The following is a 16337-nucleotide window of genomic DNA, read 5'->3' on the forward strand; positions in this document are numbered from 1 at the left end:
ATCTTGTTCCTTCATTTTAAACATAATTGTGCTCAAATAAAAATAAACCTGTCAGCCATAATGAACTGACAGGTTTATTTTTATAATTTCGTACGAACATTCCAAAGCTCTGGGAAGAATTGTTGATCAAGTACTCGCTTTAAATAAGAAACACCGGAGGATCCACCTGTACCCATTTTATGTCCAATAATTCTTTCTACTGTTTTCATATGACGGAAACGCCATTGTTGTAGCCAGTCTTCAATATCAATCAATTTTTCAGCAAGCTGATATAAATTCCAATATTTTTTCACATCCGCATACACTTCCAACCATGCTGCTTCTACTGTTGCATCTTCTTCATAAGGCTGCGTAATATCACGGTTTAACACATCTTTATGAATAGGGAATCCTTCTTTTACTAATGCTTGAATCGCGACATCATATAGACTTGGTGCATGTAGCGCTTTATGAAGTCGTGCATGTAATTCTGGATCCTTTTCATAAATTTTTAATGCGTGTGGCGTTTTATAGCCAAGTGCATACTCAATCATACGATATTGATACGATTGAAAACCTGAAGCTTGACCGAGTGAGTCACGAAACTCAATATATTCTGATGGTGTTAATGTCGCAAGAATATCCCAAGATTGAATAATTTGAGACTGAATTTTTGATACACGTGCTAACATTTTAAAAGCTGGTTGTAATTTATCTTGTTTAATAGATTCAATCGCCGCATTTAGCTCATGTAAAATGAGCTTCATCCAAAGCTCACTTGCTTGGTGAATAACGATAAATAACATTTCATCATGATGGTCCGATAATCTTTTTTGAGAAGATAGTAAACTATCTAATTGTAAATACTCCCCATACGTCATATTCTCTTTAAAATCCGTATGAATCCCTTTTTCCATAATTACTTTTTCATTTTCTTTCATATTAGCCAAACGCCCCTTTTATATGATTCTACTTATATTGGTCTAATAACGGCTCGAACTGGACTTCCATCTGCATCAGTTAATGCAAGTGGTAATGCAATAAGTTCATAATCACCGTCTGCTACATGATCTAGTACGACATTTTCTAAAATATGAATTCCATGTTTAAATAATTGATGATGCGCTGCTAATTCTTTATCATCTAGCGGATCAACTGATGGTACATCTACTCCGATTAAACGAATACCTTTCTCTGAAAGAAACGACGCTATGTCTGCACGTAAATGAGGGATCACCTCTGGAAATTCTTCAGCTTTTCCATGTGAAGATGTACGTAATAATAATCGTTCTACACCTTCTAAATGAAAGCTTTCTAATTCCTTTTTCCCGATGCTTTCAAGATTAGAAACGTCAATAATCCGTGCTGGGCCAACATAAACTTGAACATCTAAATCCAATACTTTCTTTCCATCATTATCAAAATGAAATGGTGCATCAATATGAGTGCCTGTATGAATACTCATCGTTAACTTTCCGACATTTACTGAGCCACTTTCTTCTTTTGACCATGAAACTTCATACGAGAACGGTGTGTCTCCTGGCCACGTTGCAATATTATTATTTAGCGGTTGTGAAATATCAATCCACTCTGATGTTTTCATATTTATGCCACAACCTCTCGCTTATTTTCAAACTGCTTATACTCTTCATTTTTCATAATTTTCTTTAATATTTGTACAGATTTCCACACTTCTTCGTATGTGTTATATAAAGCGACCGGCGCAAGTCTCACCCCATTTGGCGCTCTAAAATCTGGGATTACTCCATTTGCTTTTAGTGCTTTACATATACGTGCTGCTTCTGCATGCTCTAAATAAATGTGCCCGCCTCGTTTTTCATCCTCTAATGGATTTCCAATTGTAAATTCGAAATCTTTTAATTCATGTCCAATTAAATTCAGCATGTATCTCGTAATATGTAAAGATTTCTCACGTAAACGTTCAATACCAGCATCTTTAAAAATTTCAAGTGAACCAATTAATGGTGCTGTACTTAATACGTGCGGTGTACCAATTTGATAAGCACCTGCATGATCAGCAGCTGTTAATGTATGCTCCATATCAAACTGTTTATCTTTTCTAGAACTAAACCATCCAGACAATCCTGGCAGTCTATTAAAATGTTTACTATTTACATAAAGGCCTGCAACACTACCCGGTCCTGCATTTAAATATTTATAATTGCACCAAACAGCAAAATCGACATCCCAATCTTTGAAATGATGCGGAATAGATCCTATTGAATGGCATAAATCAAATCCAATGTGAATGCCGCGTTTATGAGCTTCCGTTGTTAAACGTTTCATATCAAGAATTTGACCACTTCTATATAAAACAGAAGGTAATAAAATTAAAGCGATATCATCTTCCATCGCATGGATAATATCTTCTTCAGAAAGTGTTCTACCATCTCGGCTTTTCACTCTTACTAAATGCTCCTCTGGATCTAATCCTTTTAAACGAATTTGACTTTGAAGTGCATAAATATCTGATGGGAAAGTTAATTCATCCGCAAGTATTTTTGTACGTATTCCTTTTGGTTCGTAAAACGTCGCAATAACTTGGTGTATATTTGTAGTTGTAGAACCGGTTACAATAGTTTCTTCCGGTAAAGCACCAATAAGAGGGGCTGTAAGTTTACCTAATTTCTCTGAAAGGAAAAACCACGGGTGCTCACCTTCTGTCCAGCCGTCAATGCCATACTCTTTCCACGAATCTAGCAACGTAAGTAATGATTTCTCTGCTCTTTTTGAAAGTAGCCCTAATGAGTTTCCATCTAAATATATAGTACCTTCTTTTTTATAGAATTCAGTTTGAAAATCTTTCAGTTCATCATGTTTATCACATTCAAGCGCATACTCATAAGTTGGTTGAAATGGTTCTTTATACATGGTGTCACCTTCTCTTAATTTTCTTTTTATTCTAACTAATTGAAATATATCACCTTAATTGATACAACGTCAATGATATTATGTCAGTTGACTTTATATATGAACTTCTTTTACAATACAGTTATATTTTCAGATATTTCAGTATAAAGAGGTGATTCTTTGAAAAACTCTACTCTTTCATCAAGAAAACACCGCTCCTTAGAAACGAAGAAGAAACTATTACACTCTGGTTACACTATTTTTATAAATAATGGATTTCAAAAAACGACAATTACACAAATTATTAAACATGCAGAAACTGGTTACGGAACAGCATATGTATACTTCAAAAACAAAGATGATCTCCTAATTAGTTTAATGGAAGATGTTATGAATCGTTTTTATAATATCGCTGAGCGCTCTTTTTCTCCACAAACAAAAGAGGAAGCACGTATAATGATCCAAAATCAAGTTAGAGCATTCCTGCAATTAGCAGATGAAGAACGCGCTATTTTGCAAGTTGTAGAGGAAGCGATAGGATTATCAAGAGAAATACGGCAAAAATGGGATGAGATTCGGGAACGTTTTATAACAAGTATTAAACAGGATATTACTCACTCTCAAGAAAGTGGATTAGCACAACCTAATTTAAATAAAGAGATTGTAGCACGCGGTTGGTTCGCGATGAATGAATCGTTTCTTTGGACTATTACGCAAAATGATAAAAAGATTAACTTAGAGGAAATTGTGTATACGTTAACGGAGATGTATACGACCGGGTTATATAAATAGCACACCTTCAATAAGGAAGGTGTGTTATTTTACATCTATAAAAATATATTAACTGGGTATGGTAGTGCTAAAATTCAGATTTTCGGTTATATCGATGGCATTCCGACTTCTATAAATGATAATGTTTTAAAACAATATTTCCAAGGTAAGAAAAGAGAACAAATCATTACATCTTCTGAACTTAATTATTGGATAACAGAAAGATTTTGTGTTGATAAAGAAATATATGAAAGAGCTATTGAGATTTTCAATGAAAAATCTTCAAACAGTAAAAGCGTTACTCATGAGATTGAGTAACGCTTTTACCTTAATATATTTTTAATATTAATCTTCTTTATGATAAGCAGCTTCTACACATTCTGCTAGACGCTCCATTTGTTCCATAGTTAAACCTCGTGATATCCAGCCTGTTAACTTATACATCATTTTATAATAAAAATTACTAGGTTCATATTCTGAAATTAATGTTAGTGCTGTACCTTCCTCATCTTCTTCTAACATATAAGTCATTGCTGAATATCCTTGCTTCATTTCACTACCAAGTGAAATAATATGCGGTGCATCGTATTCAAGGATTTCTACTTCAGCCTCGAATATTTTCTTACCGACTTTTTGAACAGTAATATATTTATCTCCTACACGTGGATTCTCTTTATCCATATTTGAAGGATAGCGATTTTCTATTATAAACGTATTCCATTCTTTTATTTTTTCATCTTCTATTATATAGTCACATACAATATCCATTGGTGCTTTTATTACTATTTCAATTGCAAAACTCATTATACTGCCCCTCTCAAATACCCTATCCATTTCTATTTAACTAAATCATTATGCCATATTTTATATAGTGAAATACAAGTGGAATTTTAACTTTTATTGCGAGAATGTTTTTCGTAATAAGAAAATCATGAATAAATAATTTAAATACTTATTCATGCAAAATGTTTTACTAACAATACAACAATTAAATATAACGCAACGAGTAGTCAAGCGATGCCCATACTTTTATTTTCTTTATTTTTAAAATTTTGCACTCCTAAACTAACTAACATAATCCCTATAAGCGTTTGTAAAATTAGCATACTCTGTTCCGAAACATCATTCCAACTATAAATGGAATACCTCATTACAATAATTGCAAGTACAATCGTTAAGATCCTATTCATATGAAAATCCTTCCTATAAAAAAAGAAGCCACTAAGTTTCCTTAGTGGTTTTATTAACAATTTATATTTAGTAAAATTACTTTTTATGAGTTTGATATAAGTCAATAGAATTTCCTGGCCAATATAACTATGTATGTTAGCACACTTTTTCTTTATTCAGTCTACTTACAATTCCAACTATAAATTTATATTCAATCCTCTTCTTCTTAATCTTTTTAAATCCTTCTTTCGTATCAAAAATTAAACACGTTTTCCGAAACCACATTCGTACATATAGTGACTCAAAATAAATAGGTTTTATAATTCCTCGTTCTTCAAATTCAGTTCCATCTTTATTTTCGGTTTCTGTTCGAACGAACCACCTATTTCCGAAGCCAATTTCAATATACTTCACATAAGTCCCCCTTCCGGGAATTATTTTCTAACAATTCTATTATTTCCCCGGTAAGCGCACATTCCGACAGAACATGAGCCCACAAAGAAAAAGTAGATTACAAAAATCTACTTTATAGCTTATATTTCTGCATTCGTTTATAAAATGTACTTCGAGGAACATTTAACAGTTTTGCGGCTAACGAAACATTTCCGTTCGTCTTTTCTAACGCTTCAATCATGCTATCACGCTGTATTTTTTCGCGAAAATTCAATGTATGTTCTGTTTTATTTTCAACTTGTAACTCAAGTTGTTGTTGATTTCCCGTCATTGTTTGTATCAAAAAAGCGACTTGCTTTTCGCATATTTCCCGTCCTTGCGACAAAATGTAAATACGTTCTAATACATTTACTAGTTCCCGAATATTTCCGGGCCATGTATGTTGTAAAAATTGATTGTATATACTCTTTGGAAATACAACATTCCAATTCTTCCGTTCACAAAAGTGTTGTATAAAATATGGGATATCCTCTTTTCTTTCTATTAACGATGGAACATATAACGGATAAACGTGCAAACGATAATATAAATCTTGACGGAATTTCCCTTCTTCTACTAACCTTAGTAAATCTTTATGTGTGGCAGTAATAATACGAATATTTACTGGTACCTCTTTTGAACTTCCTATTGGAGTTATTGTGCGTTCTTGTAAAACACGCAATAAGGCTACTTGCATCTCTGGTGGTACTTCGCCAATTTCATCTAAAAACAGTGTTCCTCCATTCGCTTGTTCAAATTTCCCTTTATATCCTTGACGTCGCGCACCTGTAAACGCACCTTCAGCATAACCAAACAATTCACTTTCCATTAATTCTTTAGGCAAAGAACCGCAGTTAACAGCTATAAAGGGTCCGTCTTTTCTTGGACTATTTTCATGAATCGCTCTCGCGACATATTCCTTTCCTACTCCTGTCTCACCACATACATACACACTAGCATCAGTCGGTGAAACAAGCTTAATTTCTTCTAGTGTGTGTTGAAATGCTTTACTTGTCCCGGTAACTCCTGGAAAAGTAATTCCTTTTATAAATGTGAAAGCAGAATATGTATTCATTTGTTTGTTTTCCTTTAAATACATACATTTCCCGATCATTCTTTCATTACTATATACCGGTATCTCTAATTTAGTTTCCAATCCATGGTGCACTAAATCTTCAAGTTTCATTCTTGACCAATTAGTTACTCGTTCCCGAACGCTCTTACTCGCAGAAACGATAACATCACGATGATTACAAATAACTACTTGTTCATCACTATCAATGACATCTAAAAAACGATGGATTAAGTGTAATTCATTTTGATGAACTCTTATGCTACATTCACGTTCAATCGCATGTGCAATTGAAGTTACCATACCGAGCATATATGGATGCGAAAATTCAATTGGACAGGAGAAATCTAGAATACCAATTAATTTCCCGTCATCGTTATGAATAGGAGCAGCCGCACAACTCCAGCTATGAGATACCACGGAGTAATGTTCAGTACCACTTATCATAATAGCTTCTTCAATTTCTAGCGCTGTTCCTATTGCGTTTGTCCCCACAGCTGCTTCCGTCCATTTTACACCTTCAATAAAATTAATATGTTTCGCTCGCTTTAACGTTTGTTTATTTCCACTTAAGGATAGGACATAACCATCTGGATCGATTAATAATGCCATCATTTGTAGTTCATCAATGGTTTTTCTCATATTTTGTATTTGGGGTAATGCTATATCAAGGAAAATTTCACTCTTTTTCTTTTGTTCTCGAAAAATATTAGAAGACAAAACTTTCTGACCTTTATTCATATGAGGATTAACATTAGCCTGTTTACATCGATGCCACGATTCTGAAATTCTTTGATTTATGCGATTTGAATCAAGAACACCTTCATTAACAAACTTTTTCCATGTATGTAAGTAAAACGGTGAAGCTAACATTGTATCATCTCCCTTTTAATTGTTTTGGAGATTTATAAAACATACTTTTATTATAAAACTGAATAAAAGCGTTTTCAATACAACTAGCAATACGACACAAATATGTTAATAATTTGAATATCCTAATGCACTTCTTTATTCTTTTTTAGTAGCACTATATTTTGTATAATGGATGCAAAGAAAATACATAACCAAAACCACTTTTGTGGATTACCATTTATAAAGAAAACAATCACGGCTATTGCAAATAAAATAGCGGATGCTAAACTAAAATATAATTTTGTTTTAATTTCTATTATCCCTCACCCCTCTGTTACTTTACAGTACATACTAACTCTTCATTTTTTATCTCTACTATGTACTCCTGTAAAACATATTCTTTCCCGCCATGGTTTTCATACCATTCATGTATTCCTTTAATATGCCTCTCGTCACTTCTAATTTTCGATTCTATTTCATTATACTGTTCATAACTATCATATTCCCATATGGCAAATACTTCAGACGTACCATTCTTATTATCTTTCATCCAGCGTCCTATTAGCCTAGAACCATGCTTTAATTGATTAGGTAAGTTCGTATTATTGAAATGATCATTAAATACTTCTATAAATTCATTTTTCACTACATAGTACTTCCTTCTGTAAAACATACTTCTTCACCTCTTTCATGAAAAGTATTGGTAAATCTTCCCATCACTACCGTATTATAATACTTTCCATCCGATAGTCTTTTGTCATTTTTCAAAATGCCTTCTACTTCAAAACCTAATTTTTTATAAAGATGAATAGCTTTCTCGTTTGTCTCTAATACTTGTAAAGATATTTTATTCACTGCATTTTCGTCAGCCCATTTAATAGATTGTTGTAATAGGCTCTTCCCCATTCTATATCCCCAAAACTCTTTTAAAATGCAAACGCCAAACTCCACTTTATGAGATAATCTCTTAAAATTTGATCCTTCACATCTTGAAAATCCAACGATTCGATTGTGCACTTCTGCAACTAAAAAGAGATTCTTAGTCTCTTCACTATCTGTTTTTATTATTTTTTGAAACCCTAGGTCATCTATAAATCCCTCTCCAGCATCTCTATCCATATTTTCAGTTTCTCCATCAATCTGAACTCTAATTTTCGATAACTGCTCGGCATCTTTCTCAGCTGCAGAACGAATTGTATAAGTTAATCCATTTATATAAAACTCTTGCTCTTTTACAATCATGTTAAACTCCTTTCAAATGAATATAATGGCGCTATTACAACTTGTTTACCTTGTTTCTCAAAGTCCTGAACAGTTTCTTTACTAGCCTCTTCGTCAGTTATAATAATGTCAATTTCTTTTAGAGACTCTCCTCTTATAAAACAATCTATTCCAAGTTTATTATGCGGAACTAAACAAATATTTCTTCTAGCAATTTCACTTACTCTTTTACTAAAATAAGCAACTTCAGGTGTTGCAGTACTAATACCTTGTAATGAAATGCCTCCACCTGTAGAGAAATAAAGATCAATAGAAAATCTACTTATCAATTCAGAGGCAAGTGTATCAGTAATATTCCCTGAAGGTTTTACTTTTCCGCCAATTAAATACGTATCAATATTCTTATATTCTCGTAGATAACCAGCTATTTCTATAGAATTCGTAATAACCGTAAATGATACTTCTGGTAAATATTTCAGCATCGCATTATGAACGGAAGCCCCACCAATAAAAATTGAATCACCTTCTTGTATATAAGATACCGCAACTCTTGCAATTGTGTCCTCATATATTGAGCTATCACTATAACGTTTAGCTGGTTCCGCAGCTAAGTTTCTCACTCGCGTAAGTTCAATTGCACCTCCGTGCGTTCTTTTTAATAAACCATCCTTTTCCATAATAGACAAATCTCTTCTTATAGAATCAATAGACATATCAAATCTTTCCGCAAGATCCTTTGCGATTACTCTTCCATCTGTATTAAGTAGCTCTAAAATTTTCTCTCGACGCTCTTCAGTAAACATGTCATCACCACCGTTATTGAAGATTCAGAAACTTAAACTTTATTTTAATTATATGCATGCCTCTTCCATTTTACAATATTTTCAATTCTTATTTATTCCGTTTTATACAGTCTTCTCCCTCTTTCTATCCTGTTAACTTGACAACCGAATAAATATATATCTGTATATTACGAAAAAATACTTCCATTCATCTTCCTATTGATGTAAAATTATTCCTATGTTTTACTTTTTAATACAGAAAGGGATTACTATGAAACCATTAATCAAAACGACATGTACAGCATTATTATTTACTGGAATATTAACAGGATGTAATAGCAATACTACATCAAAACAAGAAAAGAGCGCTCTCGAAAAGAATGCAATGCACTATGGGGAAATATTTAAAAACGAATACTATAGAGCAACTGTTGAAAATGCTAAATTCGAAAAAATAGACAAAGAGTGGCGTCTCACAGCTCGCGTTACTATAAATAACGCTCGTGTTGACGGACAAACGATAGATCTTTCAGAAATAAAATATTTCATAAAAGATGACAAAACGGGTGAAAAATACGAAGGTAAAGTTATACAAAATGAAAATGCTAAAAAAATTCCATCTGAATTTTCTTTAACTACTGACATTGAATTTAATATGAAAACTTCACCAAAAGATTTAAATAATATGTATTTATACATAGATAGCAAAGCAGCGCCGTTAACAGATACATATTGGAAGCTTGATAATTTAGTATCTAAATAGAAAGACCAGTCTTACATGACTGGTCTTTTACATTCATACATTTAACTTTCATTAACACTTATATTCATTTTCTAATAACAACTTGAATAACATCAGCTAAACCAGTGTGCCCTTTCCCTTCAATTCGCTCTTGTTCGCCATTAAAGAAATGAATTACCTTATGTTCTTCACACCAAGTAAGGATATCAATTGGATCATACAGCATATCAACATCTTTTGGTCCACCAGTACTATAGTTTATTTGTTTTTTTGAGTAAACTTCAAACATAATTAAACCATCAGGCTTTATCGTTTGTATCATTTTACCTAATATCATTTTTTTATAATTATCATGAAAATGTCCAAATACCATAATTGCTGCATCATATTCATTTTCTGGCAAACTATCAGCTAATAAATCTACTTTTTTTGTATGCACGTTTACGTTATGCTTCTCTGCCAATTTTTTTGTCTTCTCTAATCCATCTTCCGAATAATCAATAGCTGTTACTTCGTTCCCTTGTCTTGCTAGAAATACAGCATTTCTACCTTCTCCCTCCGCGAAAGCTATTACTTTATTGTGATTTGCTAAACGAAATGCTTGTTCTTTAATAAATGTATTAGGTTCTTCCCCGTAAAAATATTCATCTGATTTATATCGATCATTCCAAAATTTAGTCATCATCTTCTCTCCTTCTTCATATCATTTTCTAACTACAATTAAAGATATCGAAGAGTCTTTTTATCCTTAATTAATTTAAAAATAAAAGCAGATTAAAAATCCACTTTTATTTTTTTCGCAAGATCTACGATTTTTTGATTTCGTAACTCTTCTTCCATTTTCTCTTCTGCTGCAAGCATTACTTCATTAATTAAACATCCAGGTTTGTCATGTAAACAACATTCAAACAATGATGTTTTACCTTCAATTGCATGTATAATATCTAAAAATGAAATATCTTCCCAATTCTTACTAAGCGAGTAACCGCCCTTTGGACCAGATGATGAATGTATCATCCCTTCCTTCGTCAACTTAGTTAGTATTTTAGACAAGTACGTTGGTGAAACATTTTGCATTTCTGCTAATTGGTGAACACTAACTAACTTATTTGGTGTAGCCTTTGCCAGAAAAAGCATTGTATGAAGAGCATAATTTGTAGCTTTAGAATATTTCATAATACAGCTCCTATTGTAGACTTCATGTATCTACAATAACTTTATTTTTTTATTATGTCAAACGTTTGTAATACTCCATACAACATTATTTCTTCACAAGTAATACATCTGCCGCGAAAATCGTCACTTCTCTAAATGGAGAGTCAAATAAAACACCTAGTTCAAAACCATCTTCAGTAAGAGCTATTTCATGATATAACCACCAAGCATTTTCAAAGTTTTCCGGCATAGAACACTTTGTTACTCCTATAAAGGTTACTTCAAGTTTATCAAATTCACTAAAAGTACCACTGCAATCTAATACGATAGACAAAGTATCTTCTGATTCTCTCTTTACTACTTTAATTACACTATCGTGTAGTGATGTCTTGTGTAACTGAGCGACGTTTGACGGAAGTTTTTTCTCAATGGAATTAAAATATTCTACGTATGATTGATCTAATTGTGCCACTCTTTTCTCATAATCTGTTGACCACTCTCGCATACGTTTTTTCAGTTCACCAGATGGGTATTTTGAATTAGTTGTGATGTTTTGTATAATTGAGTATATCGATTCAGGAAGGAATTTTAATAAATCTATTTTCCTTTCCTCTATTTCTTCCTTTAAACTTTTTATATCCATTTCTGACCATTCTTTTATAGACTCTATAAAACTTACAAATTCTAAAACTTGCATTTTTTTATACCAATCTCTTGTAAAATATTTCAATGACACCTCTCCTAAAACATCTTTACATCCAGTAAAAACAATATATCCACTTATTATATCATTCCAATAACTATTTTTTCTAAAGAAAAAATGTAAAACTGTAAATATTCCGCCTATTATTTCTAAAACTTCAGAATATTTACAAAAGTATAAAATTATAATACATTTTAGCTGTACAAGATTCACCTGTACAAAAATTCAAACAAAAAGGGATGGTTATATGTTGAAGAAATTAGTAGCAGGAACATTAGTAGCGGGTTTTGCATTAACTGGAGGACTAGGTGCGGTAAGTGCTGAAGAAAAAAGCAACACAATTAAGTCATTTGATTATTTAAAAGTGGATGAACAAAATGTTAATTCATTTGCAAAATTAAATGATCAGGATAAGAAAAATATCCAAATTACTATGGTATTACCAGAGCAAAATGAAAATGGAGATTGGCTAGCTTACGGTTTTACTAGTCGTGAAACATTAGATGCGTATATTGAAAAGGATAAAAAAGCAATTAAAAATAAAATTAATCCTTTAGGTAGCGGTGCTGGTAGTACTGATTTTTATGAACATAAAGATAAAGGTGGCCAATATATTTACTGGAGTAGCGGCTTTAAAAACTTACCATCTAGCTGGAATGACAGAATTTCTTCTGTAAGTACAGCGTCACCTTCTGCAAGTTATTCAACGACACTTTGGGAGCACACTTCAACACAAGGATATGGAAAAGGCGTTTTATTTAAACATGCTGATTGGTACGGTAAAACTGCTAATTTAGCTGCTGATTGGAACGATATTACTTCAGCGATTGAAATTAAATAGTAATAAGACATTTAATTTCTTCTATAAAAATTCAAACCACTATTCTCTCTTTCATTTAGAGAATAGTGGTTTATCATATTTCTATTTAAGCATGTACAGCATGTCCTACTGCTTGCATTAACGCTTCATGAATCGCCTCAGATAAAGTTGGATGTGCTGCAATATAATCTCTCATTATATCAGCGGTAACTTCTGTATGAATCATTACGGTTCCTTGACCAATAAGTTCAGTTGCATAAGGACCGATAATAGAAATCCCTACAATTTCTTGGTATTTAGGTTCCACAATGACTTTTACTTTCCCTACTTGTTCTCCTAAAATAAGAGCTTTTCCGTTCGCTGTAAAAGGAAATTCTCCGATGAGAATATCACCATATTGTTCTCTTGCACCTTTTTCACTTAACCCGACACTAGCTATTTCTGGAGCTGTGTATATACATCGAGGCACAGCGTGATAATTTACTTTCACGTCTTCTCCACTTGCGTGTAATGCTGCTGTCGTTCCTTCATGGAAGGCAACGTGAGCAAGCTGAATTCCACCGATCACATCACCAGCTGCGTAAATATGTGATACGTTCGTTTGCATATGTTCGTTCACAGCAATCCCTTTATTTGAAAACTGAACCCCTGCTTTTTCTAAATCTAATTGTTGTACACGTGGTTTTCGGCCGACAGAAATGAGAACATATTCCGGGTTAGCTTCTTGGATACTACCTTCATATTCAAATGAAGCTTGCTTCTTATAATTATTTAATCCTTTTAAAGCAGCTCCTGTAAATATTTCTACGCCATCACTTTCTAATTTCTCTCTTAAAATATGTGCGATATCTTCATCTTCACCTGGTAATAATTGCGGTGCCATTTCAACAATCGTAACTTTTGTCCCAAGGCGACTATAAATACTTGCAAACTCACATCCTATTACACCACCGCCAACGATTAACAATGAAGATGGTACACTTTCAAGAGACATCGCATGGCTACTATTTAAAATCCATTTTCCATCAAACGGAGCGAATGGTAATTCTGTAGGTTCGGAACCAGCTGCGATAATAAACCTCTCTCCATCCACTACTTCTTCTTTATTTCCTTGTACAACTCGCACACGATGATCCGTTTCGAATTTCGCTTTTCCTTTTACAACTTTAATTTTATTTTTCTTCATTAAATATTGTATTCCTTGGACGAGTTGCATTACGATTTGTGATTTCCTTGCCTGTATTTGATCCCAATCAATTGATATACTTCCTGTATTAAGCGTAACCCCATAATCATTCGCTTTTCTCACAATGTCATGCACTTCTGCACTTTCTAACAATGATTTCGTCGGCATACACCCAACATTTAAACACGTTCCGCCAAGGTCAGCTTCATCAATAAGAGTGACCTCTTTTCCATTTTGAGCCGCGGTAATTGCCGCTACATATCCAGCTGGTCCGCCTCCAATTACAACTAATTTACTCATTCTCTCACCTTCTCTTTATAAAAGAATTGTTATAGGTTCTTCTAAATAATATTTAATTGTGCGTAAAAATGCAGCTGCTGGTGCACCGTCTAGTACACGATGATCGAATGTTAAACTTAAAGGTAACATACTACCTTTTTTTAATTTTTTCCCTTTATATACAGGAACATGTTCAATTGCGCCAATACCTAAAATACCAGTCTCAGGTGTATTTAATACAGGTGTGAAATATTCAATACCAAAGCTACCTAAATTACTAATTGTAAATGTCGTTCCGTGCATATCATCACTACTTAAGCTACCTGCTCGCGCCTTTTGTGCCATATCCTTAATCTCTTTAGACAACTCTACTAAAGATAAATTATTTGCAAAGCGAATAGCTGGAACGACTAATCCTTTTTCTAATGCGACTGCTATGCCTAAATGCACATGTTCAAATTGATGAATTGCATCATCTATATAAGCGCTGTTCATTTCTTTATGCTCTCTAAGCGCTAATACAACAGCACGAGAAACGAAATCCGTAATGGTTAGTTTGTTTTCGTATCGTTTTTGTACAACTTCCGCTATGTCTTTATGTAATGCAACTAAATCTGTAACATCTACTTTCATCGTTAATGTTAATTGCGCACTATTTTGTAAGCTTGCATGCATACGACTCGCAATTGCTTTTCTCATACCAGTAACAGGAACGACTGTACTTTCTTCTTGTTCAGGTACTTCTGGATTTGCTACTCTTTCTTCTAGCGCCTTTAATACATCTGCCTTTGTAATCCTTCCGCCAGGACCTGTACCAACTAATGCCTTGATATCCAGATTTTCAGACTTTGCAATTTTCTTCGCTACAGGTGAAATTTTAATTCTTTGCTTCGATACTTCTTTCCCATTTGGTTCTTGATTTTGTACATTTTGTACTTCTATATTAGATGTTTTTTCTTCTATAACATGTGTGCTTTCCTGCATTTCTACTTTTTCATTCGGTTTACCGATGTAGCAAATTACAGTACCAGGCGGCACTCCTTCATCTTCACTTACAGCTATATCAAGTACCGTACCATCAGCTGGCGCTTCAATTTCCGTTTCAATTTTTTCTGAATTAATACTAGCAATCAGTTCTCCTTTTGCTACATTATCGCCTGCTTTAATATTCCAGCTCGTAATAATACCTTCTTTCATCGCCATACCTAACTTCGGCATTACAACTTCTACAGCCATGTGTCTCTCTCCCTTCTCATCGTTTTATTACACATGTAATAAAGATTGGTCTCCAATCATTTCTGATACAGTTTCCATTACTTTTTCTGGCGTTGGCAAATACAACTTTTCAAGTGGTGGTGAGAACGGAACAGGTGTATGTGGTGCTGTAATTCGTTTAATAGGTGCATCTAACAAATCAAAACCTTTATCCGCTACAATTGCCGCAATATCTGTTGCGATACTACATCTTGGATTCGCTTCGTCAATAACGATAAGACGATTTGTTTTTTCAACAGATGATAAAATAGTATCTTCATCAAGCGGTGATAAAGATCGTGGATCAATTACTTCTACTTCAAGCCCCTTTTTCGATAATTGCTTTGCAGCTGCAAGTGCTGTATGAACTTGTTTTCCGATTGCGACAATTGTTACATCAGAACCTTCTCGTTTAATATCTGCTTTTCCTAAAGGAATTGTATAATACCCTTCCGGCACTTCACCTTTCATATTGTAAAGTGTTTTATCTTCAAAGAAGATTACTGGATCATCATCTTCAATTGCTGCTAATAATAAGCCTTTTGCATCATACGGCGTGGAAGGAACAACAACTTTAATACCTGGTATGCTCGTAAATAATGCGTACAAACTTTGTGAATGCTGAGCTGCTGCACTAAAACCAGCACCATGCATCGTACGTACTGTAACGGGTACTTTTGCTTTACCTCCAAACATATAACGGAATTTCGCACCTTGGTTTAATACTTGGTCAAGACAACTACCGATAAAATCATTAAACATTAACTCAGCTATCGGACGTAACCCAGTTGCAGCAGCTGCCATCGCAGCTCCCATATAACCCGCTTCAGAAATTGGTGTATCCAATATACGATTTCGGCCAAACTCTTGTACAAGTCCTTTCGTAACACCAAGAACACCACCCCAAGCTTCATCATCTTGCAGATGATCAACTTGTGCACCGCCTGCAACATCTTCACCTATTAAAATTACATTTTCATCACGACGCATTGAGATTTTCATCGCTTCATTAATTGCAGTTGACATACTTACTGTTCTAGTCATAATT

Annotated in this window: 19 protein-coding genes and 1 pseudogene; 4 read left to right on the forward strand and 16 right to left on the reverse strand. The window is 33.8% G+C overall.

Going from position 1 to position 16337, the window contains the following annotated elements; genetic code table 11:
• Positions 1-80 precede the first annotated feature (80 nt).
• From kynA to kynU, 3 genes are read right to left on the reverse strand one after another with little or no spacing between them, the layout of a single operon-like run.
• Positions 81-920, reverse strand: coding sequence for a tryptophan 2,3-dioxygenase (kynA, locus tag NST90_RS13355; protein ID WP_000661957.1), 840 nt, complete (start codon positions 918-920; stop codon positions 81-83).
• Positions 921-952: 32 nt separating this feature from the next.
• Positions 953-1582: an arylformamidase gene (gene kynB / locus NST90_RS13360; RefSeq protein WP_000858074.1), complete on the reverse strand. Its 630-nt coding sequence runs from the start codon at positions 1580-1582 to the stop codon at positions 953-955.
• 2 nt (positions 1583-1584) lie between these two features.
• Positions 1585-2871 carry a kynureninase gene (gene kynU / locus NST90_RS13365; protein ID WP_000276298.1) on the reverse strand — a complete coding sequence of 429 codons (1287 nt, stop codon included), beginning with the start codon at positions 2869-2871 and terminating at the stop codon, positions 1585-1587.
• 159 nt (positions 2872-3030) lie between these two features.
• On the opposite strand from kynU, the gene NST90_RS13370 reads away from it, so the two are divergent.
• Together NST90_RS13370 and NST90_RS13375 are read left to right on the forward strand one after the other, a co-directional pair.
• On the forward strand, positions 3031-3642 hold the full coding sequence (locus NST90_RS13370; protein WP_049108036.1) for a TetR/AcrR family transcriptional regulator: 612 nt from the start codon (positions 3031-3033) through the stop codon (positions 3640-3642).
• 69 nt (positions 3643-3711) lie between these two features.
• A pseudogene (locus NST90_RS13375) lies at positions 3712-3939 on the forward strand (hypothetical protein); the annotation flags it as partial.
• A 27-nt stretch (positions 3940-3966) separates the two neighbouring features.
• On the opposite strand, the gene NST90_RS13380 reads toward NST90_RS13375, so the two are convergent.
• The 7 genes from NST90_RS13380 to NST90_RS13410 form a co-directional block, all read right to left on the reverse strand.
• A complete protein-coding gene (locus tag NST90_RS13380) occupies positions 3967-4425 on the reverse strand; it encodes an SRPBCC family protein (RefSeq protein ID WP_000006415.1) in 459 nt (152 codons plus the stop codon).
• A gap of 206 nt (positions 4426-4631) precedes the next feature.
• The gene (locus NST90_RS13385) at positions 4632-4811 is read right to left on the reverse strand and encodes a DUF3953 domain-containing protein (protein ID WP_001079917.1); all 180 of its coding nucleotides are present in this window, start codon (positions 4809-4811) and stop codon (positions 4632-4634) included.
• Between the two features lie 136 nt (positions 4812-4947).
• Complete coding sequence (locus tag NST90_RS13390) at positions 4948-5205, reverse strand: DUF3977 family protein (RefSeq protein ID WP_000873828.1); 258 nt, start codon at positions 5203-5205, stop codon at positions 4948-4950.
• A 112-nt stretch (positions 5206-5317) separates the two neighbouring features.
• Positions 5318-7168 (reverse strand): sigma-54-dependent Fis family transcriptional regulator, encoded by a 1851-nt coding sequence (locus NST90_RS13395; protein WP_000881435.1) that lies wholly within the window; start codon positions 7166-7168, stop codon positions 5318-5320.
• 313 nt (positions 7169-7481) lie between these two features.
• Positions 7482-7820 carry an NIPSNAP family protein gene (locus tag NST90_RS13400; RefSeq protein WP_000499991.1) on the reverse strand — a complete coding sequence of 113 codons (339 nt, stop codon included), beginning with the start codon at positions 7818-7820 and terminating at the stop codon, positions 7482-7484.
• Positions 7793-8389, reverse strand: a complete 597-nt coding sequence (locus NST90_RS13405) for a GNAT family N-acetyltransferase (protein ID WP_000635682.1) — start codon at positions 8387-8389, stop codon at positions 7793-7795. Before NST90_RS13405 ends, NST90_RS13400 begins: the two co-directional genes overlap by 28 nt.
• Positions 8386-9171, reverse strand: coding sequence for a DeoR/GlpR family DNA-binding transcription regulator (locus NST90_RS13410; protein ID WP_006924315.1), 786 nt, complete (start codon positions 9169-9171; stop codon positions 8386-8388). The genes NST90_RS13405 and NST90_RS13410 overlap by 4 nt, the downstream gene beginning before the upstream one ends.
• 250 nt (positions 9172-9421) lie before the next feature.
• Between NST90_RS13410 and NST90_RS13415 the strand changes: the two genes are divergently transcribed.
• Complete coding sequence (locus NST90_RS13415; RefSeq protein WP_000803253.1) at positions 9422-9913, forward strand: hypothetical protein; 492 nt, start codon at positions 9422-9424, stop codon at positions 9911-9913.
• A 64-nt stretch (positions 9914-9977) separates the two neighbouring features.
• Here the strand turns inward: NST90_RS13415 and NST90_RS13420 are convergent, their stop codons facing one another.
• The 3 genes from NST90_RS13420 to NST90_RS13430 form a co-directional block, all read right to left on the reverse strand.
• On the reverse strand, positions 9978-10577 hold the full coding sequence (locus NST90_RS13420) for a class I SAM-dependent methyltransferase (RefSeq protein WP_065703915.1): 600 nt from the start codon (positions 10575-10577) through the stop codon (positions 9978-9980).
• Positions 10578-10666: 89 nt separating this feature from the next.
• Entirely contained in the window at positions 10667-11068 is a 402-nt protein-coding gene (locus tag NST90_RS13425; RefSeq protein WP_000877650.1) for an Rrf2 family transcriptional regulator, read from the reverse strand.
• Positions 11069-11153: 85 nt separating this feature from the next.
• Positions 11154-11777 carry a DUF4085 domain-containing protein gene (locus NST90_RS13430; RefSeq protein WP_000873444.1) on the reverse strand — a complete coding sequence of 208 codons (624 nt, stop codon included), beginning with the start codon at positions 11775-11777 and terminating at the stop codon, positions 11154-11156.
• A gap of 220 nt (positions 11778-11997) precedes the next feature.
• Between NST90_RS13430 and NST90_RS13435 the strand changes: the two genes are divergently transcribed.
• Entirely contained in the window at positions 11998-12591 is a 594-nt protein-coding gene (locus NST90_RS13435) for a hypothetical protein (RefSeq protein ID WP_000914430.1), read from the forward strand.
• Positions 12592-12676: 85 nt separating this feature from the next.
• Here the strand turns inward: NST90_RS13435 and lpdA are convergent, their stop codons facing one another.
• From lpdA to acoB, 3 genes are read right to left on the reverse strand one after another with little or no spacing between them, the layout of a single operon-like run.
• Positions 12677-14056 (reverse strand): dihydrolipoyl dehydrogenase, encoded by a 1380-nt coding sequence (gene lpdA, locus NST90_RS13440; protein WP_000041211.1) that lies wholly within the window; start codon positions 14054-14056, stop codon positions 12677-12679.
• Positions 14057-14071: 15 nt separating this feature from the next.
• A complete protein-coding gene (locus tag NST90_RS13445; protein ID WP_000257765.1) occupies positions 14072-15271 on the reverse strand; it encodes a dihydrolipoamide acetyltransferase family protein in 1200 nt (399 codons plus the stop codon).
• A gap of 27 nt (positions 15272-15298) precedes the next feature.
• Complete coding sequence (gene acoB / locus NST90_RS13450; RefSeq protein ID WP_098528874.1) at positions 15299-16333, reverse strand: acetoin:2,6-dichlorophenolindophenol oxidoreductase subunit beta; 1035 nt, start codon at positions 16331-16333, stop codon at positions 15299-15301.
• Positions 16334-16337 lie beyond the last annotated feature (4 nt).

The sequence above is a fragment of the Bacillus sp. FSL E2-8900 genome (assembly GCF_037966225.1).
GTDB lineage: Bacteria > Bacillota > Bacilli > Bacillales > Bacillaceae_G > Bacillus_A > Bacillus_A cereus.

Bases quoted from the DNA above. Each gene is read 5' to 3' on its own strand.
- NST90_RS13380 (WP_000006415.1), bottom strand. From the start codon at position 4,425: ATGAGTTTTGCAATTGAAATAGTAATAAAAGCACCAATGGATATTGTA.
- NST90_RS13405 (WP_000635682.1), bottom strand. From the start codon at position 8,389: ATGATTGTAAAAGAGCAAGAGTTTTATATAAATGGATTAACTTATACA.
- NST90_RS13445 (WP_000257765.1), bottom strand. From the start codon at position 15,271: ATGGCTGTAGAAGTTGTAATGCCGAAGTTAGGTATGGCGATGAAAGAA.
- NST90_RS13410 (WP_006924315.1), bottom strand. From the start codon at position 9,171: ATGTTTACTGAAGAGCGTCGAGAGAAAATTTTAGAGCTACTTAATACA.
- lpdA (WP_000041211.1), bottom strand. From the start codon at position 14,056: ATGAGTAAATTAGTTGTAATTGGAGGCGGACCAGCTGGATATGTAGCG.
- NST90_RS13395 (WP_000881435.1), bottom strand. From the start codon at position 7,168: ATGTTAGCTTCACCGTTTTACTTACATACATGGAAAAAGTTTGTTAAT.
- kynA (WP_000661957.1), bottom strand. From the start codon at position 920: ATGAAAGAAAATGAAAAAGTAATTATGGAAAAAGGGATTCATACGGAT.
- kynU (WP_000276298.1), bottom strand. From the start codon at position 2,871: ATGTATAAAGAACCATTTCAACCAACTTATGAGTATGCGCTTGAATGT.
- NST90_RS13420 (WP_065703915.1), bottom strand. From the start codon at position 10,577: ATGATGACTAAATTTTGGAATGATCGATATAAATCAGATGAATATTTT.
- NST90_RS13415 (WP_000803253.1), top strand. From the start codon at position 9,422: ATGAAACCATTAATCAAAACGACATGTACAGCATTATTATTTACTGGA.
- NST90_RS13400 (WP_000499991.1), bottom strand. From the start codon at position 7,820: ATGTTTTACAGAAGGAAGTACTATGTAGTGAAAAATGAATTTATAGAA.
- NST90_RS13385 (WP_001079917.1), bottom strand. From the start codon at position 4,811: ATGAATAGGATCTTAACGATTGTACTTGCAATTATTGTAATGAGGTAT.
- NST90_RS13425 (WP_000877650.1), bottom strand. From the start codon at position 11,068: ATGAAATATTCTAAAGCTACAAATTATGCTCTTCATACAATGCTTTTT.
- NST90_RS13435 (WP_000914430.1), top strand. From the start codon at position 11,998: ATGTTGAAGAAATTAGTAGCAGGAACATTAGTAGCGGGTTTTGCATTA.
- acoB (WP_098528874.1), bottom strand. From the start codon at position 16,333: ATGACTAGAACAGTAAGTATGTCAACTGCAATTAATGAAGCGATGAAA.
- kynB (WP_000858074.1), bottom strand. From the start codon at position 1,582: ATGAAAACATCAGAGTGGATTGATATTTCACAACCGCTAAATAATAAT.